Origin of the sequence: Pseudomonas sp. PDM19, from assembly GCF_014852215.1 — a bacterium.
GTDB lineage: Bacteria > Pseudomonadota > Gammaproteobacteria > Pseudomonadales > Pseudomonadaceae > Pseudomonas.
The window spans coordinates 851,382-875,976 of sequence record NZ_JACVBG010000005.1; the positions used below are offsets into that span (position 1 = coordinate 851,382).

Consider the following 24,595-nt stretch of genomic DNA (forward strand, 5'->3'; position numbering starts at 1 on the left):
GCCGCCACCACAACAAGAAACCTCTGATCCCGTGAGGATGCCGCAATGGCTTTCGAGGCAATGTTCCAGCCGATCCAGATCGGCAAGCTGACCATCCGCAACCGCGTGCTCTCCACCGCCCACGCCGAGGTCTACGCCACCGACGGCGGCATGACCACCGAGCGCTACGTGAAGTACTACGAGGAGAAGGCCAAGGGCGGTATCGGCCTGGCCATCTGCGGCGGTTCCTCCGTGGTCGCCATCGACAGCCCGCAGGAATGGTGGAGCTCGGTGAACCTCTCCACCGACCGCATCATCCCGCACTTCCAGAACCTGGCCGACGCCATGCACAAGCATGGGGCCAAGATCATGATCCAGATTACCCACATGGGCCGCCGCTCGCGCTGGGACGGCTTCAACTGGCCGACCCTGATGTCGCCCTCGGGCATCCGCGAACCGGTGCACCGCGCCACCTGCAAGACCATCGAGCCGGAAGAGATCTGGCGGGTGATCGGCAACTACGCCCAGGCGGCACGCCGGGCGAAGGAAGGCGGCCTGGACGGCGTCGAGCTGTCCGCCGTGCACCAGCACATGATCGACCAGTTCTGGAGCCCGCGCGTCAACAAGCGGACCGACGAGTGGGGCGGCACCTTCGAGGGCCGCATGAAGTTCGGCCTGGAAGTGCTCAAGGCCGTGCGCCGGGAAGTCGGTGACGACTTCTGCGTCGGCATGCGCATCTGCGGTGACGAGTTCCACCCGGACGGCCTCACCCACGACGACATGAAGCAGATCGCCAAGTACTACAGCGACACCGGCATGATCGACTTCATCGGCGTGGTCGGCTCGGGCTGCGACACCCACAACACCCTGGCCAACGTCATCCCGAACATGACCTACCCGCCAGAGCCCTTCCTGCACCTGGCTGCCGGCATCAAGGAAGTGGTCAATGTGCCGGTGCTGCACGCGCAGAACATCAAGGACCCGAACCAGGCCACGCGCATCCTTGAGGGCGGCTACGTGGACATGGTCGGCATGACCCGCGCGCACATCGCCGACCCGCACCTGATCGCCAAGATCAAGATGGGCCAGATCGACCAGATCAAGCAGTGCGTCGGCGCCAACTACTGCATCGACCGCCAGTACCAGGGCCTGGACGTGCTGTGCATCCAGAACGCCGCCACCTCCCGCGAATACATGGGCGTGCCGCACATCATCGAGAAGACCACCGGCGTGAAGCGCAAGGTAGTGGTCGTCGGTGGCGGCCCGGCCGGCATGGAAGCGGCGCGCGTCGCCGCCGAGCGTGGTCACGACGTCACCCTGTTCGAGAAGAAGGACCAACTGGGCGGGCAGATCACCACGGCCTCGAAAGCCCCGCAGCGTGACCAGATCGCTGGCATTACCCGCTGGTACCAGCTGGAACTGGCGCGGCTGAATGTCGACCTGCGCCTGGGCACCGGCGCGGACGCCGACACCATCCTGGACCTGCGTCCCGATGTGGTGGTGCTGGCCAACGGCGGCCACCCGTTCCTCGAGCAGAACGAACACTGGGGCGCCGCCGACGGGCTGGTGGTCAGCAGCTGGGACGTGCTCGACGGCAAGGTGGCGCCGGGCAAGAACGTGCTGGTCTACGACACCATCTGCGAATTCAGCGGCATGTCGGTGGCGGACTTCCTCGCCGACAAGGGCGCCCAGGTCGAGATCGTCACCGACGACATCAAGCCGGGCGTGGCCATCGGCGGCACCACCTTCCCGACCTACTACCGCAGCATGTACCCCAAGGAAGTGATCATGACCGGCGACCTGATGCTGGAGAAGGTCTACCGCGAGGGCGACAAGCTGGTGGCGGTGCTGGAGAACGAATACACCGGCGCGAAAGAAGAGCGGGTGGTCGACCAGATCGTCGTAGAGAACGGCGTGCGCCCGGACGAGACCCTGTACTACGCGCTCAAGCAGGGTTCGCGCAACAAGGGTCAGATCGACGTCGAGGCGCTGTTCGCGATCAAGCCGCAGCCGTGCCTCAGCGAGCCGGGCGATGGCTACCTGCTGTTCCGCATCGGCGACTGCGTGGCCCAGCGCAATACGCATGCGGCGATCTATGACGCGCTGCGTCTGTGCAAGGACTTCTGATACAGGCCCGGTAAGGATCTCCGGCTGGCTCGGATAGCCCCCTCTCCCGCTTGCGGGAGAGGGCGGGGGGAGAGGGTGTTTCAGGCCATGCGCAGTGCCGGCTCGAACACCCTCTCCCTAACCCTCTCCCTGAAGGGAGAGGGGACTGGTCCGGAGTCCCCATTTCGGTCCCTGCGAGGAGACCCATGACAATGCTCAACATCATCCTCCCCATCCTGCTCTTCAGCGCCCTCGGCCTCGCCGTGTTGGGCGCCGTGAAGCGCTTTACGATGTGGCGCCGCGGCCGGCCCGCCCAGGTCGACTGGATCGGCGGCCTGCTGAAGATGCCGCGCCGCTACCTGGTGGACCTGCACCACGTGGTCGAGCGTGACAAGTACATGTCCAAGACCCACGTGGCCACCGCTGGCGGCTTCGTCGCCGCCGCGCTGCTGGCCATCCTGGTGCACGGCTTCGGCCTGCACAGCCGCATCCTCGGCTTCGCCCTGCTGGCCGCCACAGCGCTGATGTTCTGCGGCGCGCTGTTCGTTGCCAAGCGCCGCCTCGACCCGCCGTCGCGGCTGTCGAAAGGCCCTTGGATGCGCCTGCCGAAAAGCCTGCTGATGTTCTCGGCGAGCTTCTTCATCGCCACCCTGCCGGTGGCCGGCATCCTCCCGGAAGGCTTCGGTGGTTGGTTCCTGGCGGCCATCCTCGCCATTGGAGTGGCCTGGGGCGTGTCCGAGCTGTTCTTCGGCATGACCTGGGGCGGGCCGATGAAGCACGCCTTCGCCGGGGCCCTGCACCTGGCCTGGCACCGCCGTCCCGAGCGCTTCGGTGGCGGTCGTTCCACCGGCCTGAAACCGCTGGACCTGGAAGACCCCATGGCGCCGCTGGGCGTCGAGAAGCCCACCGACTTCACCTGGAACCAGCTGCTCGGCTTCGACGCGTGCGTGCAGTGCGGCAAGTGCGAAGCCATGTGCCCGGCGTTCGCTGCCGGCCAGCCGCTGAACCCGAAGAAGCTCATCCAGGACATGGTCATCGGCCTGGCTGGCGGCAGCGACGCGAACTTCGCCGGCTCCCCGTATCCGGGAAAACCGCTGGGCGAACACAGCGGCGGCCCGCACCAGCCGATCGTCGCGCTGGACGGCAAGGCGCTGGTGGATGCCGAGACCCTGTGGTCCTGTACCACCTGCCGCGCCTGCGTCGAGGAATGCCCGATGATGATCGAGCACGTCGACGCCATCGTCGACATGCGCCGCCACCTCACGCTGGAAAAGGGCGCGACCCCGAACAAGGGCGCCGAGGTGCTGGAAAACCTCATCGCCACCGACAACCCCGGCGGCTTCGCCCCCGGTGGCCGGCTGAACTGGGCGGCGGACCTGAACCTGCCGCTGCTGGCCGACAAGCAGCAGGCCGACGTGCTGTTCTGGGTCGGCGACGGTGCCTTCGACATGCGCAACCAGCGCACCCTGCGGTCCTTCGTGAAGATCCTCAAGGCCGCCAATGTCGACTTCGCCGTACTCGGCCTGGAAGAGCGCGACAGCGGCGACGTGGCCCGCCGCCTGGGTGACGAAGCGACCTTCCAGACCCTGGCCAGGCGCAACATCGCCACCCTGGCCAAGTACCGCTTCAAGCGCATCGTCAGCTGCGACCCGCACAGCTTCCACGTGCTGAAGAACGAGTACGGCGCGCTGGGCGGCAACTACCAGGTGCTGCACCACACCACCTTCATCGACGAGCTGGTGCGCAAGGGCGCGCTGAACCTCGGCCAGAGCAAGGCCGCCAGCGTGACCTACCACGACCCCTGCTACCTCGGCCGCTACAACGGCGAGTACGAAGCGCCACGCGCTGTGCTCAAGGCCATCGGCATCGAGGTCAAGGAAATGCAACGCTCCGGCTTCCGCTCGCGCTGCTGCGGCGGTGGTGGCGGCGCGCCGATCACCGACATCCCCGGCAAGCAGCGGATTCCCGACATGCGCATGGCCGACATCAAGGAAACCGGCGCTGAGCTGGTGGCCGTGGGCTGCCCGCAATGCACCGCGATGCTCGAAGGCGTGGTCGCGCCGCGCCCGGAGATCAAGGACATCGCCGAACTGGTTGCCGAGGTTCTCATCGAGGCCACCGAGGTGCCGGCAAAAAAGCCCTCGCTGGCGCGCCGTGAAGAAACGGCGGAGGTGCACTGATGAACGCGCCGGACGCCTTCGTAGGGCGCATAAAGCCAACGGCTTTATCCGCCGTCTCGACGTCATCGGCGGATAACGCTGCGCGTTATTCGCCCTACACCTGCCTGGAGCATCGAGCATGAGCGACATCATCCGCCGCGACCCGCGCGCCGAGTGGATCGCCCGCAACCGCCTGCATCCGCTGCACGCGGCCATGCAATCGGCCCAGGGCGGCGAGAGCCGCTGGATGGGCCCCAACGGCGTGGTGCGCAAGAACCCCCATGCGGTGGGCTTCATCGGCCCCAATGGCGTCAAACGCATCGACCGCTCCGGTGGCCAGCAGGGCACCGGCGGCAAGCGCAGCAGCGCTCCGGAAGTGGTGCAGCTGCCGCTGGTGATTCTCGAACAACCGGCGTTCCTGATTGCCGTGGTGCCGGACATGGTCGGCGGTCGTCTGTCCAGCCACGACCGCGATCTGCTGGGCCTGGCCCGCAAGCTCGCCGGCAGCGACGGCGCGGTGCTCACCGTGGTGTTCGGCGAGCACAAGGAAAGTGCCTTCGATACCGCCGGCGTCGACCGCCTGCTGATGATCGAAGGCAACGAGTACGACGGCTACGCCCCGGAACAACGGGTGCTGGCGTTGCGCTCGGCCAACAGCCAGTTCGCTCCTCGCCACTGGCTGCTGCCCGACAGCCGCAGTGGTGGCGGCGAGCTGGGTCGCCGGTTGGCCGCAAGCCTCGGCGAACGTCCGGCGACCCGCGTCTGGCAGGCCGAAGGCGAGCGCTGCGTCGGCCGTGCCGGTGCCGGTCAGCAGGACCTGCACCGCGAGCTGCCGCGCCTGATCCTGGCCGCTGCCGAGTGCGCCGAACCGGTCAGCGAGACCCGCCACGAAGCCCGTGCCGTGGAGCTGGACTCCAGCGTCGCGCGCAACATCCCGCGTATCGAGGACCTCGGCCCGGTGGCCGTGGACCCGGCGCAGATTCCCATGGCCGAGGCGGAGTTCATCCTCTCCGGCGGCAATGGCGTGAAGGACTGGGACCTGTTCCACCGCGCCGCTGTCGCTCTCGGCGCCACCGAAGGGGCTTCCCGCGTGGCGGTGGACGACGGCCACATGCCGCGCGCGCGCCAGGTCGGCGCTACCGGCACCTGGGTCACTGCGCGGGTCTATCTCGCCGTCGGTATCTCCGGGGCGATCCAGCACCTGCAGGGCATCGGCTCCTGCGACAAGGTGGTGGCGATCAACATGGACCCGGGCTGCGACATGATCAAACGCGCCGACCTCTCGGTGATCGGCGATTCCACGGCGATCCTCAAGGCGCTGATGGCCCTGGCCGAAGCCCATCGCAATGGAGCGGCGCGCGATGCGGCCTGAGGCGTTTTCTCCGACTGTAGGGCGCATAAAGCCGAAGGCTTTATCCGCCGCCGTAGCCACATCGGCGGATAACGCTGCGCGTTATTCGCCCTACGCCAGCTTGCAAGCCCGAGGTGGCTTATGAACGACCTGAACATCGTCGCCCTGGTTTCCATCGGCGCCCACCCGGCCTCCGGTCGTGCGCGCCGTGCCGACCAGGATGCCCGCGCGGTGGAGCTGGGCATGAGCCTCGCCGGCAAGCGTCTGCGTGTGGTGCATGCCGGTGACGCCGGCGAGGAAGCGCTGCGCGGCTACCTCGGCATGGGCCTGGACGAACTGGCGGTGCTGGAGCAGCCCGCTGGCGCCGACGCCCTGCCGGCACTGGCGGCCTATCTCGGCGACAGCGATGCGCAACTGGTACTCACCGGCACCCAGGCGGAAACCGGCGAAGGCTCGGGCATGCTGCCCTTCCTGCTGGCTGAGCGGCTGGGCTGGCCGCTGGTGGTCGGCCTGGCGGAAGTGGAGAAGGTGGAAGGCGGCAGCGCCCAGGTGCTGCAGGCCTTGCCCCGAGGCCAGCGGCGCCGGCTGAAGGTGCGCCTGCCCTTCGTCGCCAGTGTCGACAATGCCGCGCCGGTGGCTCGCCAGAGCGCGTTCGGCCCGGCTCGTCGCGGCTATCTGGAAGCCCATGAAGTGGAGGTGGTGGACGACCCGCTGCTCGCCGAAGGCAACCTGCAACCGGCGCGCCCGCGTCCCAAGCGGCTGAAGGTGATCAAGGCGAAGACCGGCGCCGAGCGCATGAAGGCCGCCACCGCCAAGGCCTCCGGCGGCACCGGGCAGGTGCTCAAGGACGTCACGGCCGAAGCGGGTGCCGAGGCGATCTTCAAGCTGCTGCGTGAAGAAGGGGTGATTCGTGTCTGACACCGCGCTCCCTGTAGGAGCGCTCGATGGGCGCGATCGCGGGCATGGCCCGCTCCTACAGATGTCCGCGCCAGCGAACCTTACGGGCGATTTTCCGGTCGAAATCATGCTGGCGGCCGGAAATCATTGAAATGACACGAGAATTATCTCGTAAGCTATTGAATTGACAGCATACGGCTTGTCAGAAGATTCCCGTTTCTGCTGGCCCCGCCGCGCCCCTTTCTTTATCCTCCGCACCCTTTGAAAGGCTTTGCGGAGGCTCCCATGCTTGATTCCACCCTCGAACAACTTGAACAGCTGGTCGCCGAACTGCTGCAGCAGAACGAAGTGCTGGTGCAGGACAACGCCGCTGTGCGTGAAGAGCTGCTCAAGGCCCGTGAGGAAAACGACAGCCTGCAGCTGTCCCTGATGGAGCAGGAAGAGAAGCACAACGCCACGGCCACCCGCCTGCAGGCGCTGATCCGCCGCGTCAGCGACAGCCGCGCCCACGCATGAGTGGCGACGGCGTCCGCGTCCTGCGCATCCTCGGGCGCGAATACAGCGTCCGGGCGCCGGCCGGTGAAGAGCGCCGGCTGCAGGACGCGGCCGCGCTGTTGCAGGCGGAGATCACCGCCAGCAAGAAGAAATTCCCCTACGTCACCAGCAATGAGCTGATGGTGCTTTCCGCGCTCAACCTCTGTGCCCGTCAGCTCGGCGCGCAGCACGGGGAGTGCGACGAGGCGGACGCCGTAGAGCGTATCGCCGCCCTCAATCGGCGGATTCTCGATCACCTGCAACGGCAGGACTGATCCCGCGCGTCTCTTTTGTACATGCAGGGCATCGCGGACGATGTTCGCGGTGCACTTTGTCGTACCCGAAACGCAGGCAAAAAAAAGGGGACACCGGGGTAAGCGGTGTCCCTTCTAAAGGAGAGTGGGCCAGGAGGCCCCTCAACCGGTGAGACGTGGCGCTTCGGACAAGTCCGCCGCGCCGGGCATAAAAGAAGGGAGTGGGGGTAACCAATCCCTGAAAGGTGAGGAAGGAGTACTCCCCCTCAACCGGTGAGACGTGCCCGGCTCGCGCCGGGCGGGTGATCAGGCGCGCAGCGGAATCAGGCGCGGGGCGATCATGTTTTCCGGCAGCAGGATGTCGGCCAGGGTGGCTTCGTCCAGGAGCTGTTCCTCGCGAACCAGTTCCAGTACGCCGCGGCCGGTTTCCAGCGCGATCTTGGCGATGCGGGTGGAGTTCTCGTAGCCGATGTACGGGTTCAGCGCGGTGACCAGGCCGATGCTGTGCTCCACCAGCTGGTGGCAGCGCTCGACGTTGGCGGTGATGCCGGTGATGCAATGCTCGCGGAGCATGTCCATGGCGCGCTGGAGCAGGCGGATCGAGTCGAAGATCTTGTAGGCGATCAGCGGCTCCATCACGTTCAGCTGCAGCTGGCCGCCTTCGGCAGCGATGGTCAGCGCCAGGTCGTTGCCCATGATTTCGAAGGCGCACATGTTCACGGCCTCCGGGATCACCGGGTTGACCTTGCCCGGCATGATCGAGCTGCCCGGCTGACGCGGCGGCAGGTTGATCTCGTTGATGCCGGTGCGCGGGCCGCTGGACAGCAGGCGCAGGTCGTTGCAGATCTTCGACAGCTTGACCGCGGTGCGCTTGAGCATGCCGGAGAACAGCACGAAGGCGCCCATGTCGGAGGTGGCTTCGATCAGGTCGGCAGCCGGGACGACCGGCTGGCCGCTGATTTCGGCCAGGCGCTCGACAGCCAGCTTCTGGTAGCCGGGGTCGGCGTTGATGCCGGTGCCGATCGCGGTGCCGCCGAGGTTCACTTCGGTCAGCAGTTCCGGCGCCAGGCGACGCAGGCGGTCGAGGTCTTCGCCCAGGGTGGTGGCGAAGGCGTGGAATTCCTGGCCGAGGGTCATCGGCACCGCGTCCTGCAGCTGGGTGCGGCCCATCTTCAGTACGCCGGCGAACTCGACGCCCTTGGCGGCGAAGGCCTGGATCAGGCTGTCGAGGCTGGCCAGCAGGGTGTCGTGGCCGAGCAGCAGGCCCAGGCGGATGGCGGTCGGGTACGCGTCGTTGGTCGACTGCGCCATGTTCACGTCGTTGTTCGGGTGCAGGTGCTTGTACTCACCCTTGGTGTGGCCCATGGCTTCGAGCGCGATGTTCGCGATGACTTCGTTCGCGTTCATGTTGGTCGAGGTGCCGGCGCCACCCTGGATCATGTCCACCACGAACTGGTCGTGGAAATCGCCACGGATCAGACGAGCACAGGCTTCGCTGATGGCGGCGTGCTTGTCTGCCGGCAGGTGGCCGAGCTTGTGGTTGGCATCGGCTGCCGCCTGCTTGACCATCGCCAGGGCGACGACCAGTTTCGGGTAGTGCGACAGCGGCACGCCCGAGAGACGGAAGTTGTTCACAGCGCGCAGGGTCTGAATGCCGTAGTAGGCGTCAGAAGGTACTTCGAGGGTGCCGAGGAGGTCTTTCTCGATGCGGAACGATGCAACAGGGGACATGACAGGGATTGTCTCAAAGGAACACGGCCAGTGCCGCGATGCCCGGTAGACTAGGGATTTCGCCTTTCGTCGGCCAATGCTGTTAAAGGCTGCCTCATGCACGAACGGCATAATGTACCCTGTGACGAATTGATGACGGCGAGCGTATGACTGTGCTACGCGCGCCCGGCTCCTGACCAATCGATCAGCGTGTGACAGCGTTGGAGTTGACGTGAACCTCGAGACCAAATGGCTGGAAGACTTCAGCACCCTGGCCACCACCCGAAGTTTTTCCCAGGCCGCTGAAAAGCGCTTTGTCACCCAGCCCGCGTTCAGCCGGCGCATCCGCAGCCTGGAAGACGCCCTCGGCCTGACCCTGGTGAACCGCCAGCGCACGCCCATCGAGCTGACCGAGGCCGGTCAGCTGTTCCTGGTCACCGCCCGCGCGGTAGTCGAGCAGCTCGGCCAGGTGGTGCGTCACCTGCACCACCTGGAAGGCGGGCAGGGCGAGGTGCTGCAGTTCGCTGCCGCGCACTCCCTGGCGCTGGGCTTCTTCCCGGCGTGGATCTCGCGCCTGCGCTCCGAGGGCCTGAACATCGCCAGCCGCCTGGTGGCGACCAACGTCGGCGAGGCGGTGCACCTGCTGCGCGAAGGCGGCTGCGACCTGATGATGGCGTTCTACGACCCGGACGCCGCGCTGCAGATGGACCCGGAAGTCTTCCCCTCGCTGCACCTGGGCCGTACCGAGATGCTGCCGGTGTGCGCGGTGAACTCCGCCGGCGTGCCGCTCTACGACCTGGACAGCGGTCAGAGCGTGCCGCTGCTGGCCTACAGTGCCGGTGCCTTCCTCGGTCGCGGGGTGAACCTGCTGCTGCGCCAGCGCAACCTGCGCTACACCACTGTCTATGAAACGGCGATGGCCGACAGCCTGAAGAGCATGGCGCTGCAGGGCATGGGCGTGGCCTGGGTGCCGCGCCTGAGCATGGAGTCGGAGCTGGCGCGCGGCGAGCTGGCGCTGTGCGGCGGCCCGCACTGGATCGTCCCGCAGGAAATCCGCCTGTACCGCTGCGCGCTGGTGCGCAAGGCGCAGATTCGCCTGCTCTGGCGCAAGCTGGAAGGCGGCCTGGGGCTGGACGAGACGCCCTGATCCGCCGTGCGGAGGCGGACGACCGGGGCTGTTCCGTTTATTTGATAAGCATTATCATTTGCGGCTTTCCAGGGTCTTCCCCTCGCGCCGGCTTCGGTGCGGACCGCTGGCGAGCCTCCGTCCCCGATGCCCCATTCCGACCGCCCGGCCGACTCCCGTGCCGCGGACGCCCCGGCGCCCGCCGAGGCACTGCCGCGCGAGGACTTCCTGCAGGTGTTCCTGACCCAGCGCCCGCGCATGGAGGCACTGGTGCGGCGTCGCGTCGGCTGCCGCGCCACCGCAGCGGACCTGGTGCAGGACCTGTTCCTGCGCTTCTGGAAGCGCCCGCAGGCACCGGTGGAAGAACTCGGCAGCTACCTGCTGCGCAGTGCGCGCAACCTCGCCATCGACCATCTGCGTGGCGAGGACTCGCGCGGCCGCACCTTGAGCGCGCTGCTGCCCGATGACGACGATGCCCAGCCTTCGCCGGAACAGGCCGTGCAGGCCGGCGCCGACCTGGCCCTCATAGAAGACGCCCTGCGCCAGTTGCCCGAGCGCACTCGCCACATCTTCCTGCTCAGCCGCGTGCACGGCCGCACCTACGGCGAGATCGCCACGGCCGTGGGGCTTTCCCAGAGCGCGGTGGAAAAACATATGATGCGCGCCCTCGATGCCTGCAAGGCGAGCCTGATGCCCGCCGCGCCGGCCACTCGCCGTGGAGCCGCTGACCGATGAAGCCTGAAATCGCCACCTCGCCCGAGGACGCCCAGCGTCAGGCGCGCCAGTGGCTGCTGCGTCTGCAGGATCGTGGCGGCGAAGCCTGGCTGGATGCTTTCCAGGCGTGGCTGGCGGCTGATCCCCGGCACGCCAGCGCCTATGCCGAAGTCGATGCGCTGTGGCAGGCCAGTGCCGCGCCGGCGCAACGGCTGGCGGCGGAGGAGGACGCTGTCCTGAACGCCTATCTGGTGCAGATGGATCGTCCCGCCATCCGCCGTGCGCAAGGTAATAACCGACGCTGGGGCTATCCGCTGGCCAGCGCCGCCTGCCTGCTGCTGATGCTCTGGGCCGGTGGCTGGTGGTCGCCGGGCAACTGGGTCACCGATCTGTCCGCCGACTACGTCAGTGCGCCGGGTGAAGTGCGCGAGATCACCCTGAACGATGGCTCGCGCCTGACCCTGGATGCCGACAGCGCCGTTGCGGTTTCCCTGGATGGCGAGCAACGCCGTGTCGACCTGCTGCGTGGTGCCGCGTCCTTTGCCGTGAAGCACCTGCCCAAGCCCTTCGTGGTGCGCGCCGGTGAAGGCGAAGCGCGGGTGCTGGGCACCGAATTCGAAGTCCGCCGCCTGGGCGAGCAGACCCGCGTCACCATCGCCGAAGGCCGCGTCTCGGTGCGTGGCAGCCGCGCGGTTGGCGTGCCGGAAGTGGTGCTCGGCGCGGGCGAACGCATCGGTATCGACGGCACCAAGCTGGGCGACGCGCAGCCCGCCGACGCCCAGGCCGCGCTGGCCTGGCGTCAGGGCTGGTTGACCTTCTACCGCGCGCCGCTGAGCGAGGTGCTGGAGCGCCTGGGTACCTACTATCCGGGGCGCATCGTGCTGCTCGATAACGAACTGGCGCAGCGTCGGGTCAGCGGCAGTTTCCGCAGCGCCGACCCACAGGCTGCGCTGGATTCGCTGCAGGCGGTGGTGGGCTTCCGCCAGCAGCCGCTGCTCGGGCGTTTCGTGCTGATTCGCTGAGCGCGAAAAATAATTCCGAAAAGGGGTGAGGTACTGCCTCGGCTGCTCCGTGTAATGGTCATGAATGCGATTTATTCGCATGTGGTATCGACCTTTCGAGCAAGTGAGCCCCCGATGATTCCGCTGCGCCGCGCTGTTCCCGAACTGTCCCTGAAACCGCTCGCCGCCTTCGTGCTCGGCACCGCCCTGGTCGCCGCGCAGGCGCCGGCCGCGTTGGCGGATGAAGTCGCCGCCAGCTCCGCGCTACTGGCGAAACATGGGTTCGCCATCACCGCCCAGCCGCTGCCCCAGGCGCTCAGCGAGTTCAGCCGGGTGACCGGCCTGAGCGTGGTCTACACCGATGAAACGCCGTACGACCTCAAGGCCCCGGCAGTCTCTGGCCAGCTCAGCGCCAACGACGCGCTGAACCGCCTGCTCGCTGGTTCCGGCTACCGCTTCCGCGCCCTCGACGGTCATACCCTGACCCTGGAGCGCCTGCCCGCCGATCCCCTGAGCCTGACCGACACCACCGTCACCGGCCAGGCCGCCGCCACCAGCTACCAGCCGGCGCCGGTGGCCTCCATCGGCCGCACCGATACGCCGGTACTGGAGACCCCGCAGAGCATCGTCACCGTCCCGGCGCAGGCGCTGCGCGACCAGAAGCCGCGCAACCTCGACGACGCGCTGGGCAACATCAGCGGCGTGACCCAGGCCAATACCCTCGGCGGCACCCAGGATGCGGTGATGAAGCGCGGCTTCGGCGACAACCGCGACGGCTCGATCATGCGTGACGGACTGCCCTCGGTGCTGGGCCGCAACCTCACCGCCACCGCCGATCACGTCGAGGTGCTCAAGGGCCCGGCCTCCGTGCTCTACGGCATCCAGGACCCGGGCGGCGTGGTCAACGTGGTGAGCAAGAAGCCGCAGCTGCAGCAGTACAACGCCGTCACCCTGCGCGGCTCGACCTTCGCCCATGGCAAGCAGGGCAGCGGCGCGCAGATCGACAGCACCGGCGCGCTGGGTGAAAGCAACCTGGCCTACCGGTTGATCGTCGATCACCAGGACGAGAACTACTGGCGCAATTTCGGCCAGCAGCGCGAGACCCTCGTTGCGCCGTCGCTGGCCTGGTTCGGCGAGGACACCACGGTCAACCTCAGCTACGAGCATCGCGAGTTCAAGACGCCGTTCGACCGTGGCACCGCCATCGATCCGCGTACCAACAGGCCGCTGGATATCCCGCGCACCCGCCGGCTGGACGAGCCGTTCAACATCACCGAAGGCCGCTCCGACCTGAGCCGCCTGGATATCGAACACCGTCTCGACGATGCCTGGAAGGCGCACTTCGCCTACGGCTGGACCCGCGAGACCTACGACGACAACCAGGCGCGGGTGACCAAGGTGAACAGCAACGGCACCGTGACCCGCCGCGTCGACGGCACCCACGGCGCGGTGAGCAGCGACAGTTTCGCCACCGCCAGCCTGAACGGCGACCTGCAACTGGGTGGCTTTCGCCACGAGCTGGTGGTCGGCATCGACAGCGAGAAGCGCAAGATCTACCGCGCCGACCTGATCCGCGACACCAAGAACACCACCCTGAACTACCTCGACCCGGTCTACGGGCAGATTTCTCCCGCTACCAGCGTCAGCGCCAGCGACAGCGACCAGACCGACAAGCTGCGCAGCGACTCGCTGTTCCTGCAGGATTCCTGGCACCTGGACGACCACTGGATTCTGGTCGCCGGCGGGCGCTACCAGATGTACGACCAGTACGCCGGGCGCGGCCGGCCGTTCAAGGCCAACACCGACATCAGCGGGCAGAAGTGGGTGCCGCGCGCGGGTGTGGTCTACAAGGTCAACGACGAGGTCTCGCTGTACGGCAGCTACACCCAGTCGTTCAAGCCCAACTCCACCATTGCGCCGCTCTCCACCGGCGAGGTGATCGACTCGGCGATCCAGCCTGAGGAGGCTTCGTCCTGGGAAATCGGCGGCAAGCTCGACATCCCCGGCCGCGTCACCGCCAACCTGGCGCTCTTCGACATCCGCAAGCGCAACGTGATGGTCACCCAGCTCGACGCCAACGGCGACAGCCGTGTCAGCACCGCCGGCAAGGTGCGCTCCTATGGCGCCGAACTGGACGTCACCGGCCAACTGAGCGAAAGCTGGAGCCTGCTCGGCAGCTACGCCTGGCTGGACGCCGAAGTGACCGATGACCCGGAGCTGGAAGGCAACCGCCTGCAGAACGTGGCGAAGGAGACCGCCTCGCTGACGGCGGTGTACGACGCCGGCTCGCTGCTCGGCGGCGACGATCTGCGTCTTGGGGGCGGCGCGCGTTATGTGGGCAAGCGCGCGGGCGATCCGTCCAACTCCTTCGAGCTGCCGTCCTACACCGTGGCCGACGCCTTCGCCAGCTACGACACCCGGCTGGGCGGGCATAACGTCGGTTTTCAGTTCAACGTGAAGAACCTGTTTGACCGCACCTACTACCCGTCGGCGGCGAACAACCTCTACGTGGCTATCGGCGAGCCGCGGCAGTTCGAGTTCTCGACCACGGTGGAGTTCTGATCCGGAAGACGCGGTCGCTTTGTAGGGTGGATAACCCGTTCCGGGTTATTTGCCCTACAGGTGAGGCGCGGGGTAGGAGTCCACCCCGCGCAGAGGCCTACATCTCGACCACGATCCGCCCTTCGATCTGCCCGGCCCGCATGCGGTCGAGAATGGCGTTGATGTCGTCCAGCTTGCCGGAGGCGACGGTGGCCTTCACCAGGCCTTCGCCGGCGAAGTCCAGGGCTTCCTGCAGGTCGGCGCGGGTGCCGACGATGGAGCCGGTGATGTGCAGGCCCTTGAGCACCACGTCGAAGATCGGCGTGGGGAAGTCGCCCGGCGGCAGGCCGACCAGCGACACGGTGCCGCCGCGACGGGCCATGCCGATGCCCTGGCCGAAGGCGCTGTTGGACACCGCCGTGACCAGTACGCCGTGGGCGCCGCCGATATCGCGCTGCACCACCTCGACCGGGTCTTCCTTCTTCGCGTTGACGGTCAGGCTGGCGCCCAGGCGCCTGGCGAGCTCCAGCTTGGCGTCATCCACGTCCACCGCCACCACGTGCAGGCCCATGGCCTTGGCGTACTGCACAGCCACGTGGCCGAGGCCGCCGATACCGGAGATCGCCACCCACTGGCCGGGGCGCGCGCCGGTTTCCTTCAGGCCCTTGTAGACGGTGACGCCCGCGCAGAGGATCGGCGCGATTTCCAGGAAGCTGACGTCCTTGGGCAGGATGCCGACGTAGTTCGGGTCCGCCAGCACGTATTCGGCATAGCCACCGTTCACCGAATAGCCGGTGTTCTGCTGGCTCTCGCAGAGGGTTTCCCAGCCGGTCAGGCAGTGTTCGCAGCAGCCGCAGGCGGTATACAGCCAGGGCACGCCGACGCGGTCGCCTTCCTTCACACGGGTGACGCCGGAGCCGACTGCAGCGACAAAACCGACGCCTTCATGGCCGGGAATGAATGGCAGGCTCGGCTTCACCGGCCAGTCGCCTTCGGCGGCATGCAGGTCGGTGTGGCAGACGCCGGACGCCTCGATCTTCACCAGGATCTGCCCGGGGCCGGGCAGTGGGACTTTGACTTCCTCGATCCGCAGTGGCTCGCCAAAGGCGTGGACGACAGCGGCTTTCATGGTCGTGGGCAGGGTCGTGGACATTGCGCTCGCTCCTTGAAGGGTGAGGGACCTGCCCCATCCGGGCAGGTTCGTGTCAGACGAGTCTGAGCCTCTGAGCCTAGGCCATCTTGAGCTGCGGCAAGCTTTTCCGCGGTCGTCGCAGGCCTTGTCGATGGTGGAATGACGAAATCGGGACCAACGGTCATGCCCAGTGCACTGCCGCACAGTCTTTGCGGTATACTGCGCCGCCTTCAAGCCGGCACTGCCCGCCGGTTTGGCCACGTACAAGCCACGCCCTCACGGAGTCGTGGCTTGTTGGTTTCTGACGCGCCCAAGAGCGCACTTGAGAGAGGCACGACGATGAGCGCACTGGTTGGCGTGATCATGGGTTCCAAATCCGACTGGAGCACCCTGAGCCACACCGCAGACATGCTGGACAAGCTCGGCATTCCGTATGAAGTGAAGGTGGTTTCCGCCCACCGTACTCCGGACCTGCTCTTCCAGTACGCCGAAGAGGCCGATGGCCGTGGCATCGAAGTGATCATCGCCGGTGCCGGCGGTGCCGCCCACCTGCCGGGCATGTGCGCCGCCAAGACCCACCTGCCGGTCCTCGGCGTGCCGGTACAGTCCTCCATGCTCTCGGGCGTCGATTCGCTGCTGTCCATCGTGCAGATGCCCGCCGGCGTCCCGGTCGCCACCCTGGCCATCGGCAAGGCCGGCGCGACCAACGCAGCCCTGCTTTCCGCCAGCATCCTGGGCGCCAAGTACCCCCAATACCACGAGGCGCTGAAGCAGTTCCGCGCCACCCAGACCGAGACGGTGCTGGACAATCCCGATCCGCGCGAGGCCTGAGTACGACCATGAAGATCGGTGTCATCGGTGGCGGCCAGCTGGGCCGCATGCTGTCCCTGGCGGGTACCCCGCTGGGCATGAACTTCGCCTTCCTCGACCCGGCGCCGGACGCCTGCGCGCAAGCCCTGGGCGAGCACATCCGCGCTGACTACAGCGACCAGGACCACCTGCGCCAGCTGGCCGATGAAGTCGACGTGGTGACCTTCGAGTTCGAGAGCGTGCCGGCCGAGACCGTGGCTTTCCTCTCGCAGTTCGTGCCAGTCTATCCGAACGCCGAGTCGCTGCGCATCGCCCGCGACCGCTGGTTCGAGAAGTCCATGTTCAAGGACCTGGGCATCCCGACCCCGGCCTTCGCCGACGTACAGTCCCAGGCCGATCTCGACGCCGCGGTAGCCAGCATCGGCCTGCCGGCGGTGATGAAGACCCGCACCCTGGGCTACGACGGCAAGGGCCAGAAGGTCCTGCGCAAGGCCGAGGACGTCACCGGCGCCTTCGCCGAATTGGGCAGCGTGCCGTGCATCCTCGAAGGTTTCGTGCCCTTCACCGGCGAAGTCTCGCTGGTGGCGGTCCGCGCCCGCGACGGCGAAACCCGCTTCTACCCGCTGGTGCACAACACCCACGAGAACGGCATCCTGCGCCTCTCCGTGGCGAGTACCGGGCACCCGTTGCAGGCGCTGGCCGAAGACTACGTCGGCCGCGTGCTGGACAAGCTGCAGTACGTTGGCGTGATGGCTTTCGAGTTCTTCGAAGTCGACGGCGGCCTGAAGGCCAACGAGATCGCCCCGCGCGTGCACAACTCCGGCCACTGGACCATCGAAGGTTCCGAGTGCAGCCAGTTCGAAAACCACGTGCGCGCCATCGCTGGTCTGCCGCTGGGCTCGACCGCGAAAGTGGGCGAGAGCGCCATGCTCAACTTCATCGGCGAAGTGCCGCCGGTGGCCGAGGTGCTGAACGTCGCCGACTGCCACCTGCACCACTACGGCAAGGCCTTCAAGGCCGGGCGCAAGGTTGGCCACGCCACCCTGCGCAGCGCCGACCTGCCGACCCTGATGGCGCGCATCGCCGAAGTCGAGGCGCTGATCGCCAAGGTCTGACGGCCCGCCGATCCAGGTGACAGGAGAAAGCCGCGTCAATCGCTGACGCGGCTTTTTTCATGGGCGATCGGCGGAGTGCTGTAAGGCCCACGAAACACTGCGGGTCGCTCTGGCGCGCGGGAATACACGGAACGCGAGGCTTTCCTACACTGTCCCATGACACGCGCGAATACGCCGCGCACATCCCACAAGGAGGGACTGTCATGGGCTTCATCGGAACCATCGTCATCGGCCTGATCGTCGGACTCATCGCACGCTTTCTGAAGCCGGGCGACGACAGCATGGGCTGGATCATGACCATCCTGATCGGCATCGGCGGCTCGCTGCTGGCGACCTACGGCGGCCAGGCGCTCGGCATCTACGCGGCCGGTCAGGCGGCAGGTTTCATCGGCGCGGTGATCGGCGCCATCGTGCTGCTGGTCATTTACGGCCTGATCAAGAAGAATTGACGGTGATTTCCGCCCCTCTCCCGCCCAGGGGGAGGGCGCAGGAAGCCCCTGCCGCCTGTGCCCGACCGGGCCCTTCGAGTCCACGATGCGCCGACCACTGCTCGCCTGCTGTCTGATCCTGCTGACTTCCCTGGCGTCCGCCGCCGAACTTCCCGAAACCGACTGGCTGTCCCTGATGCCGCCGAGCGACCGCAAGGCGCTGGAGGACATGCCGGAAATCACCCACAACGGCCCCGAGGCCAACGGCACCTTCACCAGCAAGGGCGGGCTGAAGCAGTCCGACAAGAAGCTGCCGCAGGTGATGTATTCGACCAGAACCGTGGCCGCGCTGAACGGCAAAGCGTTGCGCCTGGGCGGCTACCCGGTGCCGCTGGAGAACGACGCCAAGGGCCGTGTCACCGAGTTCTTCCTGGTGCCTTACCCGGGCGCCTGCATCCACGTGCCGCCGCCGCCGCCGAACCAGATCGTGCTGGTGCGCTACCCCAAGGGCATCCAGATCGACGACATCTACAACCCGATCTGGGTCAGCGGCACGCTGAAGGTGGAGAAGGTCAGCAATGACCTGGCCGACGCGGCCTACGCCATCGACGACGCCAAGGTGCGGCCGGTGGAAGAGAGCGACCTTTAAGTACCCCCGTCTCGAAGCTCTTTGCTACGTAGCCGGCGGCTCCCTTGTAGGAGCGCGCCATGCCCGAGATCGCGCGCATGGCGCGCTCCTACAGGTAAATACCGGCGTTGGCCGTCGGGCATGGGGCCATCAGGCCTTCAGCGGCTCGCCCCAGATTTCCACGCTCATGGTCTCGCTGCGCCCCGGCGCCACGCTCATGGCGTCGTCCATCACACGCGCGGTCTCGATGCAGAGCATGCCGGTCCAGGCATCGTCGGGCATCTGCGACAGGCGCGCGGCCTTGTCGATCCAGGGGTTCCACACCACCGCCGAGCGCGAGCCGCCGGCCTTGACGTGGATGCCGCGCTCCCACAGCGGGTCCTGGATTACCAGGGTCTTCTCCACGTCCAGGTAGACGCGGTCGGTCTCGCCGGTGAAGCGGATCAGGCCGTGCTGCTGGCGCTCCTCCCAGTTCTCCATGGCGTCCAGGTAGCGGTTGCCCTGCAGGCCTTCGATGCTCACCTGGCGGCAGTCGCTGACGGCGAAATAGGTGTGCAGCGCCTGGGTCAGCGGCAGCGGTTTGTCGCCGAGGTTGTGGGTGGTCATTTCCAGGGTCAGGCGTTCGCCGAAGCGCATCACCAGTTCCAGTCGCGCCGAGTGCGCCCAGCCGGGCAGGCCGTGGCTGGCGTCGTAGCTGAAGTGCACCGACAGCTGGCCCTGCTCGTCGGCGATGTCGTCCAGCTGCCAGTCGAGGGCGCGCACCAGGCCGTGGGCTGGCGGCTTGTCGCCCTGGTAGGCGGTGCGGATGTCCACCGGATTGCGGTCCAGGTTGCCGAACCAGGGCCAGCACACCGGCACGCCGCCGCGCACGGATTGGCCGTGGCGGTACTCGGCGGTCTCGCTCAGCCACACCAGCGGCGGCTGTTCGTGGGGCTGGTAGTTGAGCAGTTGCGCACCCTGCTGGGCGATCAGGGCTTCACCATGGGCGGTGTGGATGCGCCAGCAGGACAGTTGATCGATCTGTACCTGCTCGACGCGGGGAGTCTGGATGTCGCTGCTCATGGGGGTCTCCGGGACTGCGCTGCGAAAGTTTCAGTATCACCGATCCTTCGCGCAGCGGGCAGTTCCCGGAGAATGAAAAGATCAGCTCTGGCGCAAGGCTTCGAGCCGTTCGCGCTGCTGGCCGTCGGCATCGAGGTTGGCGGCGTCCAGCCAGCTTTCGAAGGCCCGCTGGCAGCGCGGCCATTCGCTGTCGATGATGGAGAACCACGCGGTGTCGCGGTTGCGGTCCTTCACCACCGTGGCCTGGCGGAAGGTGCCCTCGAAGACGAAGCCCAGGCGCACGGCGGCACGCATGGAACGGGCGTTGAGCGCGTTGCACTTCCATTCCAGGCGGCGGTAGCCCATCTCGAAGGCCCAGCGCGCCAGCAGGTAGACCGCTTCGGTGGAGGCCGGCGAGCGCTGCATCACGCGGCCGTAGGCGATGTGGCCGATCTCGATGCTGCCGTCTTTCGGGAAGATCCGCAGGTAGCTGAGCAGGCCGACGGCGCGGCCGCTGGTACGGTCGATCACGGCGAAGAACAGCGGATCGTTGCTCGCTGCGTTTCCCGCCAGCCAGGCGTCGAAAGGCGCGCGCTCGGGGAAGGGGCCGTAGGGCAGGTAGTCCCACAGCAGCGGGTCGGAATCCGGACCTTGCAGTGCCTGCCACAGGTCGTCGCCATGCAGGGCGACGTCCAGCGCTACGAGGTTGACGTAGCGGCCGGTCAGGGTACGGCGTTCCGGGCTGGCGGCGGGGCGCCAGTTCAGCAGGGGTTGTTCGTTCATGGGCGCTCCGGCTCAGAGGATCTTGCGGTACTGGACGAACCCGGAGCGGTCGGCAATCCGGTCATAAAGGAACATGGCGTCGGTGTTGCTCTCGTGGGTCAGCCAGTGCACCCGCGAGGCGCCATTGGCGCGGGCGTCGGCGTAGACGTGCTCGATCAGCTGCGCGCCGATGCCGCCGCCGCGCTGGCCTTCGGCAACGAACAGGTCCTGCAGGTAGACGTAGTCGCCCTGGGTCCAGCAGGAACGGTGGTAGATGAAGTGCACCATGCCGATGGCCACGCCATCGCGCCAGGCGAGGGCCGCGTGCATCGGTTCGGCCGCATCGAGGAAGCGCTGCCAGGTGACGGCTGTGGTGGCCTCGTCGATGGTGGTCTTGTAGAAGCGCTGGTAGCCCTGCCAGAGCGGCAGCCAGGCGGTGTGATCAGCGGCGCTGATCGGGCGGATCTCGACGGCGGAAGACATGCTGACAACCTTGTGTGCGTTGGAATGCTTCCAGACTAGGTCGGGAATTGGTTCTGCTAAAGAGCCATTCATGGTGAAATCAAGGGAACCATTGCCGTCGTCCTGGTAGCCTTCTCCATGAGCGTCCCGTTGCCTTTCAACCCTTCCGGTATTCGTCTCGATCCGGCCCGCCCGCTGGGCGTGCAACTGTTTCAGGCGTTGCGCGAGCGCATCCTCGATGGTCGTCTCGCGGCCCGCTCGCGGCTGCCGGCCAGCCGCGATCTGGCTTCATCGCTGGGGGTTTCCCGCAATACCGTGGTGCGCGCCTACGAGCAGCTCTACGCCGAGGGTTACATCGAAGGCCGCACGGGCGATGGCACCTATGTGGCGGAGCGGGTTCAGCCCTCGGTCGATGCGGTTCGCAGCGAAGCCCGCAGCCCGGATGCGCCCTCGCTGGAGCGCCTCGCGCGGCACCATCTGCCGCTGCCGCCCACCGGCGCGCCACGGGCGTTCCGGGTCGGCGTGCCGGCCTTCGACCTCTTCCCCTTCGATACCTGGGCGCGGCTGCAGGCGCGCTTCTGGCGCGATCCGCCGCTGGATTGCCTGGGTTACGGCGACCCGGCCGGCGAGCAGCGCCTGCGCGAACTGGTCGCCGCCTACCTGCGTACCACCCGTGGTCTGCACTGCGACGCCGGACAGATCATCATCACCAGCGGCGCCCAGCAGGGCATCGCGCTGTGCGCCCAGGTGCTGCTCGCCGAAGGTGACGGCGCGGCCATCGAGAACCCCGGTTACCGCGCCGCCGGCCATGCATTCGCCACGGCGGGTGCGCGCCTGCACGGTGTGCCGGTGGATGCCGATGGCCTGTGCACGGCGCAGCTGGAACAGCTGCCGGACTGCCGGCTGGTCTACGTCACGCCGTCGCACCAGTACCCCACCGGCGTGACCCTGTCGCTGGCGCGGCGCCTGGAGCTGCTGGAGTGGGCCGAGCGCAGCGGTGGCTGGATAGTCGAGGACGACTACGACGGCGAGTACCGTTACAGCGGCACGCCGCTGATGCCGCTGGCGGCGCTGGATCGCCATGGCCGCGTGCTCTATGTCGGCACCTTCTGCAAGATCGCCTTCCCGGCGCTGCGCCTGGGCTACCTGGTCGTGCCGCCGGCACTGGCGCAGGCCTTCGCCCGCCGCCGTGCGCTGGATGTGCGGCATTCCGAAGTCGGCACCCAGCGGGTGATGGCGGACTTCATCGCCGAAGGACACTTCCAGCGCCACGTCCGCCGGATGCGCCGCGCCGCCCGCAGCCGTCGCGACGCGCTGTTGCGCGGCTGGCCGGAGGTGGCTGGGTGCGCGCCGATGCCAGCTGTCGAGGCGGGATTGCACCTGTGCGTGCGCGTCGACAGCCGCGAACGCGAGCTGGAACTGGTGCAGCGCGCGGCGGCGGTTGGCGTAGAGGTGAACGCCCTGAGCGATTACTGGTTGCCGGAGTCCAGCGAGCCAGCGGATCAGCGTGCCGGACTGGTGCTGGGCTTTGCCGCAGTGCCGGAGGCGCGGATCGCCGAGGCACTCAAGGCACTGCGCAAGGCCTGGGCTCGAACGTAGGGCGGATAACTGTTTACGGTTATCCGCCATCCGGGCTTCGCGGCAATCGAGGCGGCGGATAACGCTTGGGGCGTTATGCGCCCTACGGTCGGCTGGGGTTTTTCCGGAGGCTTGTAACTTCCGGCTATTTCCTTAGCTGCCTTACGAAGTTGGCGGGAGGCACTAGGCTCCCTAGAATATCGCCCCTCTCGAAAATGCCCCGGAGTCGCCATGAGTCTAGCCCTGTCCACCGTTCCCGAGCGCAAGTCAACGGCGCCCTGGGTCGCCTTCCTCCTGCTGCTGGCGGGCGCGCTGTTCCTCGCCCAGGTGGTGAGCGGCCGGCAGGCATTGCTGTTCCTGGTCGGCGGCGCGCTGGGGCTGACGCTCTACCACGCCGCCTTCGGCTTCACTTCCGCCTGGCGCGTGTTCATCCGTGAACGCCGTGGCGCCGGATTGCGTGCGCAGATGGTGATGCTGGCGCTGGCCGTGCTGCTGTTCTTCCCGGCCCTGGCCGCCGGCACGCTGTTCGGCGAACCGGTGAAGGGGCTGGTGTCGCCGGCCGGTACGTCGGTCATCGTCGGCGCCTTCATCTTCGGCATCGGTATGCAGCTGGGCGGCGGTTGCGCCTCCGGCACATTGTTCACTGTCGGTGGCGGCAACGCGCGGATGCTGGTGACGCTGCTGTTCTTCATCGTCGGCTCGGTGGTCGCCACCCACCATATCGGCTGGTGGTTCGCCCTGCCGTCGCTGCCGCCGACCTCCATCGTGCAGTCGCTGGGCCTGTTCCCGGCGCTGGCGCTGAGCCTCGCGCTGTTCGCCGCCATCGCCGCCGTCAGCGTGGTGCTGGAGCGACGCCGACATGGCGTGCTGGAGCTGATCGCCAGCAATGGCGAGAAGGGCATCGGCCGGTTCTTCCGTGGCCCCTGGCCGCTGGTGTGGGGCGCCGTGGCGCTGGCGCTGCTGAACTTTGCCACCCTGGCGCTGGCCGGGCGTCCGTGGGGCGTCACATCGGCCTTTGCCCTGTGGGGCGCGAAGGCGTTCGAGAGCCTCGGCATCGCCGTCGACCAGTGGGCCTTCTGGCAGGTCGAAGCCAATGCCAAGGCGCTCGCCGCGCCGGTCTGGCAGGACGTCACCAGCGTGATGGACTTCGGCATCATGATCGGCGCGCTGCTGGCTGCCGGTCTCGCCGGCCGTTTCGCCCCGAGTCTGAAGATCCCGGCGCGCTCGCTGATCGCAGCAGTCATCGGCGGCCTGTTGCTGGGCTACGGCGCGCGCCTGGCCTACGGCTGCAACATCGGTGCGTACTTCAGCGGCATCGCTTCCGGCAGCCTGCACGGCTGGCTGTGGCTGGTGGCGGCGTTCTTCGGCAACGCGGTGGGCGTGCGTCTGCGCCCGATCTTCTTCCCCGCCGAGCGCGTGGAAGCGCGCCTGACCGGCTGCTGAGTCAGGCTGGGCGGGGCGTCTCGCGCTCCGCCCAGTAGGTCTGTCGGTGGCCGCGGGCCTGGTAGTCCTGCGCCAGGGCTTCGGCCTCGGCACGGCTCAGCTGGCGGCGCATGACGAAGCGGTTGCCGTTGTCGTCCAGGCGCAGCAGGCACCAGTCCCGCTCCTCAGGCATTGAAGGTCGACGTCTTGCGCAGGCGCAGCGCGAGCATGATGAGCAGGGCGCCGAAGAACACCGAGTAGGCGCCGATCACCCAGGCCACGGCGATCGCCCCGGCTCCCGGATTGCCGATCATCAGCACGCCGAACAGCACCGATACCGCGCCGGAAAGCCCCAGCCACCATTCGTTCTGCAGCGCCTTGCGCAGGCGGATTGCGGCGATGATCTGCAGCACGCCCATCACCAGCGCCCAGCCGGCGATCAGCATCAGCAGGCCCAGCGCGGTCAGCTGCGGCCAGAGGAAGGCGATCAGCCCGGCGGCGATCCCCAGCAAGCCCACCAGCACCAGCGGCCACAGCGGCCGGCCGGATTCGCGCATCTGTGCGGCGGCGATCAGCGTGAACAAGCCGTCGACGAAGGCATAGGCGCCGAAGAACAGCACCATCACGGTCAGCACGATGCCCGGCCAGACCATGGCCAGGATGCCGAACAGCAAGGCAGCGACGCCGCGCAGGGCGATCCATTTCCAGTGGCGGCCCAGGGCTTGCCAGAGCGGGTGTTGCGACATGGCGGCGATCCTCGCGAGGGGTATGGCTGAAACCATAGTCGCTGGCGCGCGGCGCAGGCCCTGACATGGGGCAAAAGAAAGCCCGGCATGGCCGGGCTG

At 67.3% G+C, this 24,595-nt stretch carries 23 protein-coding genes; 16 read left to right on the forward strand and 7 right to left on the reverse strand.

All coding sequences use genetic code 11. From position 1 onward, the window contains the following. Positions 1–45 precede the first annotated feature (45 nt). The 6 genes from dgcA (at position 46) to IB273_RS30345 (ending at position 7,301) form a co-directional block, all read left to right on the forward strand. Positions 46–2,106: a dimethylglycine demethylation protein DgcA gene (dgcA, locus tag IB273_RS30320; RefSeq protein WP_151188755.1), complete on the forward strand. Its 2,061-nt coding sequence runs from the start codon at positions 46–48 to the stop codon at positions 2,104–2,106. Positions 2,107–2,297: 191 nt separating this feature from the next. Next, positions 2,298–4,265: a dimethylglycine demethylation protein DgcB gene (dgcB, locus tag IB273_RS30325; RefSeq protein WP_192225748.1), complete on the forward strand. Its 1,968-nt coding sequence runs from the start codon at positions 2,298–2,300 to the stop codon at positions 4,263–4,265. 118 nt (positions 4,266–4,383) lie between these two features. Next, on the forward strand, positions 4,384–5,616 hold the full coding sequence (locus tag IB273_RS30330; RefSeq protein WP_192225720.1) for an electron transfer flavoprotein subunit alpha/FixB family protein: 1,233 nt from the start codon (positions 4,384–4,386) through the stop codon (positions 5,614–5,616). Positions 5,617–5,736: 120 nt separating this feature from the next. Next, positions 5,737–6,513 (forward strand): electron transfer flavoprotein subunit beta, encoded by a 777-nt coding sequence (locus IB273_RS30335; protein ID WP_081519134.1) that lies wholly within the window; start codon positions 5,737–5,739, stop codon positions 6,511–6,513. 264 nt (positions 6,514–6,777) lie between these two features. Next, positions 6,778–7,008 carry a hypothetical protein gene (locus IB273_RS30340; protein ID WP_138213642.1) on the forward strand — a complete coding sequence of 77 codons (231 nt, stop codon included), beginning with the start codon at positions 6,778–6,780 and terminating at the stop codon, positions 7,006–7,008. After that, positions 7,005–7,301, forward strand: a complete 297-nt coding sequence (locus IB273_RS30345) for a cell division protein ZapA (protein WP_192225721.1) — start codon at positions 7,005–7,007, stop codon at positions 7,299–7,301. The genes IB273_RS30340 and IB273_RS30345 overlap by 4 nt, the downstream gene beginning before the upstream one ends. A 285-nt stretch (positions 7,302–7,586) precedes the next feature. Here the strand turns inward: IB273_RS30345 and IB273_RS30350 are convergent, their stop codons facing one another. Further along, positions 7,587–9,011, reverse strand: a complete 1,425-nt coding sequence (locus IB273_RS30350; RefSeq protein WP_081519137.1) for an aspartate ammonia-lyase — start codon at positions 9,009–9,011, stop codon at positions 7,587–7,589. 211 nt (positions 9,012–9,222) lie between these two features. Between IB273_RS30350 and IB273_RS30355 the strand changes: the two genes are divergently transcribed. The 4 genes from IB273_RS30355 to IB273_RS30370 all read left to right on the forward strand — a co-directional run bounded on the left by IB273_RS30355 (position 9,223) and on the right by IB273_RS30370 (position 14,393). Next, positions 9,223–10,137 carry a LysR substrate-binding domain-containing protein gene (locus IB273_RS30355; protein WP_045214108.1) on the forward strand — a complete coding sequence of 305 codons (915 nt, stop codon included), beginning with the start codon at positions 9,223–9,225 and terminating at the stop codon, positions 10,135–10,137. A gap of 126 nt (positions 10,138–10,263) precedes the next feature. Beyond that, complete coding sequence (locus IB273_RS30360) at positions 10,264–10,851, forward strand: RNA polymerase sigma factor (RefSeq protein WP_192225722.1); 588 nt, start codon at positions 10,264–10,266, stop codon at positions 10,849–10,851. Further along, positions 10,848–11,852: a FecR family protein gene (locus IB273_RS30365; protein WP_192225723.1), complete on the forward strand. Its 1,005-nt coding sequence runs from the start codon at positions 10,848–10,850 to the stop codon at positions 11,850–11,852. The genes IB273_RS30360 and IB273_RS30365 overlap by 4 nt, the downstream gene beginning before the upstream one ends. Positions 11,853–11,966: 114 nt before the next feature. Further along, a complete protein-coding gene (locus IB273_RS30370) occupies positions 11,967–14,393 on the forward strand; it encodes a TonB-dependent siderophore receptor (RefSeq protein WP_192225724.1) in 2,427 nt (808 codons plus the stop codon). A 97-nt stretch (positions 14,394–14,490) separates the two neighbouring features. On the opposite strand, the gene adhP is transcribed toward IB273_RS30370, so the two are convergent. Continuing rightward, on the reverse strand, positions 14,491–15,525 hold the full coding sequence (adhP, locus tag IB273_RS30375; protein ID WP_081519141.1) for an alcohol dehydrogenase AdhP: 1,035 nt from the start codon (positions 15,523–15,525) through the stop codon (positions 14,491–14,493). 318 nt (positions 15,526–15,843) lie between these two features. On the opposite strand from adhP, the gene purE reads away from it, so the two are divergent. The 4 genes from purE (at position 15,844) to IB273_RS30395 (ending at position 18,506) form a co-directional block, all read left to right on the forward strand. Then, positions 15,844–16,335, forward strand: a complete 492-nt coding sequence (gene purE / locus IB273_RS30380) for a 5-(carboxyamino)imidazole ribonucleotide mutase (protein WP_017521570.1) — start codon at positions 15,844–15,846, stop codon at positions 16,333–16,335. An 8-nt stretch (positions 16,336–16,343) separates the two neighbouring features. Next, on the forward strand, positions 16,344–17,429 hold the full coding sequence (locus IB273_RS30385; protein ID WP_192225725.1) for a 5-(carboxyamino)imidazole ribonucleotide synthase: 1,086 nt from the start codon (positions 16,344–16,346) through the stop codon (positions 17,427–17,429). A gap of 203 nt (positions 17,430–17,632) precedes the next feature. Beyond that, a complete protein-coding gene (locus IB273_RS30390) occupies positions 17,633–17,878 on the forward strand; it encodes a GlsB/YeaQ/YmgE family stress response membrane protein (RefSeq protein ID WP_081519143.1) in 246 nt (81 codons plus the stop codon). A gap of 85 nt (positions 17,879–17,963) precedes the next feature. Next, the gene (locus tag IB273_RS30395; RefSeq protein WP_151188746.1) at positions 17,964–18,506 is read left to right on the forward strand and encodes a DUF3299 domain-containing protein; all 543 of its coding nucleotides are present in this window, start codon (positions 17,964–17,966) and stop codon (positions 18,504–18,506) included. A gap of 129 nt (positions 18,507–18,635) precedes the next feature. Here the strand turns inward: IB273_RS30395 and IB273_RS30400 are convergent, their stop codons facing one another. The 3 genes from IB273_RS30400 to IB273_RS30410 all read right to left on the reverse strand — a co-directional run bounded on the left by IB273_RS30400 (position 18,636) and on the right by IB273_RS30410 (position 20,771). Further along, complete coding sequence (locus tag IB273_RS30400) at positions 18,636–19,547, reverse strand: D-hexose-6-phosphate mutarotase (RefSeq protein ID WP_192225726.1); 912 nt, start codon at positions 19,545–19,547, stop codon at positions 18,636–18,638. A gap of 81 nt (positions 19,548–19,628) precedes the next feature. Continuing rightward, a complete protein-coding gene (locus IB273_RS30405) occupies positions 19,629–20,309 on the reverse strand; it encodes a GNAT family N-acetyltransferase (RefSeq protein ID WP_192225727.1) in 681 nt (226 codons plus the stop codon). A gap of 12 nt (positions 20,310–20,321) precedes the next feature. Further along, positions 20,322–20,771, reverse strand: a complete 450-nt coding sequence (locus IB273_RS30410; RefSeq protein ID WP_151188743.1) for a GNAT family N-acetyltransferase — start codon at positions 20,769–20,771, stop codon at positions 20,322–20,324. Between the two features lie 117 nt (positions 20,772–20,888). On the opposite strand from IB273_RS30410, the gene IB273_RS30415 reads away from it, so the two are divergent. Together IB273_RS30415 and IB273_RS30420 are read left to right on the forward strand one after the other, a co-directional pair. Continuing rightward, positions 20,889–22,349 (forward strand): PLP-dependent aminotransferase family protein, encoded by a 1,461-nt coding sequence (locus tag IB273_RS30415; RefSeq protein ID WP_192225728.1) that lies wholly within the window; start codon positions 20,889–20,891, stop codon positions 22,347–22,349. A gap of 210 nt (positions 22,350–22,559) precedes the next feature. Next, entirely contained in the window at positions 22,560–23,771 is a 1,212-nt protein-coding gene (locus tag IB273_RS30420; protein ID WP_192225729.1) for a YeeE/YedE family protein, read from the forward strand. A gap of 1 nt (position 23,772) precedes the next feature. Here IB273_RS30420 and IB273_RS30425 read toward each other — a convergent pair whose 3' ends face one another. Both IB273_RS30425 and IB273_RS30430 read right to left on the reverse strand, forming a co-directional pair. Next, entirely contained in the window at positions 23,773–23,943 is a 171-nt protein-coding gene (locus IB273_RS30425; protein ID WP_167523245.1) for a hypothetical protein, read from the reverse strand. Then, positions 23,936–24,496, reverse strand: a complete 561-nt coding sequence (locus IB273_RS30430) for an HdeD family acid-resistance protein (protein WP_081519150.1) — start codon at positions 24,494–24,496, stop codon at positions 23,936–23,938. The genes IB273_RS30425 and IB273_RS30430 overlap by 8 nt, the downstream gene beginning before the upstream one ends. Between the last annotated feature and the right edge of the window lie 99 nt (positions 24,497–24,595).